2 protein-coding genes are annotated in these 2,049 nt (G+C 76.2%); one reads left to right on the top strand and one right to left on the bottom strand.

The window, feature by feature from the left end; all coding sequences use genetic code 11:
* Positions 1-146: 146 nt before the first annotated feature.
* Positions 147-728, bottom strand: coding sequence for a biotin transporter BioY (locus GT045_RS07520; RefSeq protein WP_161333684.1), 582 nt, complete (start codon positions 726-728; stop codon positions 147-149).
* A gap of 439 nt (positions 729-1,167) precedes the next feature.
* Here GT045_RS07520 and GT045_RS07525 point away from each other — a divergent pair.
* Positions 1,168-2,049: ROK family transcriptional regulator (locus GT045_RS07525; RefSeq protein ID WP_161333685.1), on the top strand; the 882-nt coding region annotated here is incomplete at its 3' end.

The raw sequence follows: 2,049 nt of genomic DNA on the forward strand, positions 1-2,049 counted from the left end.
GCGCGTTCCGCGCGGCCTACGGCCCCGGAACCGGGACGCGAAAGGGGTTCGCCAGCCGCGGACGACCGCGGCCGGCGAACCCCTCGGGCCATGACCGCGGTTCCCCCGGGCGACCCGCGGGAACCGCTCGGACCACGGCGTGGTGCCTAGCGCTCGCCGGCCAGCTTCCAGGCGGCGGGCAGGGCGCCCATCGCCAGGGCGGCCTTGAGGGCGTCACCGATCAAGAACGGGGTGAGGCCGGCCGCGATCGCCTGGGACGCGGACAGGTGCGCCGCCAGGGCCAGGTAGGGGACGCCGACCGCGTAGATGACGGCCTCGCCGAGGATCATCGTGCCGGCCATGCGCAGCGGGGAGCGGTCGGCGCCGCGGCGGGCCAGGGCGCCGACGAGGGCGGAGGCGAGCAGCATGCCGAGGATGTAGCCGAAGGAGACCATGCCCGCACCGGAGTCGCCGTTCGCGAACCAGGGCATGCCGGCCACGCCGGCGACCGCGTACAGGGCGAGGGAGAGGAAGCCGCGGCGGGCACCGAGGGTGGTGCCGACGAGCAGCGCGGCGAAGGTCTGGCCGGTCACCGGCACCGGCGAGCCGGGGACCGGAACGGACAGCTGGGCGGCGAGGCCGGTGAGCGCGGCGCCGCCGACGACGAGGGCGGCATCGCGGACGCGGGAGGACGGCAGCAGGTCGGCGAGGACTGAGCCGGGGCGGGCGACGGCGGTGGCGGTGCTCATGGGGACTCCGCGGGTGACGGGGACATGCTGGGACACGGTGACGCTATCCCAGGCGACTCGGGCCGATCACCGTCAGCGCTCGACAAAGGGCGGAACGAGGGCTTCGTTGGCTCCGGACAAAAAGCGCCGGTTACACCGGTCCCGGCGTGACGCCGATCACTGAGGCAGGGACGTTTCCCTCACGCCGTGCGGGCGCCGGGAGGACTGTGCGGTCTCTCCAAACGGGCGCCGGCCGTCTGGCCGGACTCCCCCTTCCTGGCCTACCCTTCCAGCCATGGTCGCCCAGTCCCGGTACCTCACCTCGCGTCGCTATGTCGACCTGCGACGCCAGGGCACGGCCACCTGTCGCCGTCCGGTGTAGGGCGGGCTCCTCGACGCGCCTCGCCCGCTCGCGAGCCTTTCCGAGACGTGTCGACCCCGCTCCCGAGGACGGTCCTCCATGCCCCGCACCGCGGTTCCCGCCCCTGCCTCCCCCGTCCCGCGCGCCGCGGACAGCGACCGGCGGCGCACCAGTGCCAGCGTCGTGCTGCGGTCCGTGCTGGAGCACGGGCCGGTGGCCCGCAGCACCGTCGCCCGGCTGACCGGGCTGTCGCCCGCGTCGGTGACCGAGCACTGTGCCCGGCTCACCGAGCGGGGTCTGATCCGGGAGTCCGCCGCACCGCGCCGCTCGAACGGGATGGGCCGCCCGCACGTCCCGGTGGACCTGGACGACCGCCGCTTCCTGGTCGCCGGCGTGCACGTGGCCGTGCCGTACACCACGGTGGCGCTGCTGGACCTGCGCGGCCGGGTGGTGGCCCGGCGTGAGCTGCGGCACGAGCGGACCGAGCCGGCGAGGGTGCTGGCGCGGGCCGCCGAGGCTCTCGCGGGGCTGCTCGCCGAGGTGCCGGGCCGGCGCCCGCTGGGCGTGGGGGTGGCGGTGGGCGGCTGGGTGGACCGGGAGACGGGCACGGTGGTCGAGCACGAGCTGCTGGGCTGGCGGGAGGTGCCGGTGCGGGAGCTGCTCGGTGCCCGCACCGGTCTGCCGGTCCGGGTCGACGGCCACGCGCGGGCGCTGGTGCACGGGGAGCGGCTGTTCGGCCGGGCCCGGGGCAGCCGGAGCGTGCTGCACCTGTTCGTGGGGAACATGGTGGACTCCGCCTTCGCCACCCACGACGAGGTGCACTACGGGCCCCGTTCCGCGGCCGGGGCCATCGCCCATCTGCCGGTGCCGGGCGGCACCGAGCCGTGCGCGTGCGGCCGTACCGGCTGCCTCCAGGCGGAGTTGAGCGAGCGGACGCTGTGCCGGCGGGCGCGGGCGGCCGGGGTGACCGGCGCGGCCGAC

The organism is Streptomyces sp. SID486 (genome assembly GCF_009865385.1).
In the GTDB taxonomy this organism is placed as follows: Bacteria; Actinomycetota; Actinomycetes; order Streptomycetales; family Streptomycetaceae; genus Streptomyces.

Excerpts from the sequence above, each read along its gene's own strand:
- GT045_RS07520 (WP_161333684.1), bottom strand. The coding sequence starts at position 728 with ATGAGCACCGCCACCGCCGTCGCCCGCCCCGGCTCAGTCCTCGCCGAC.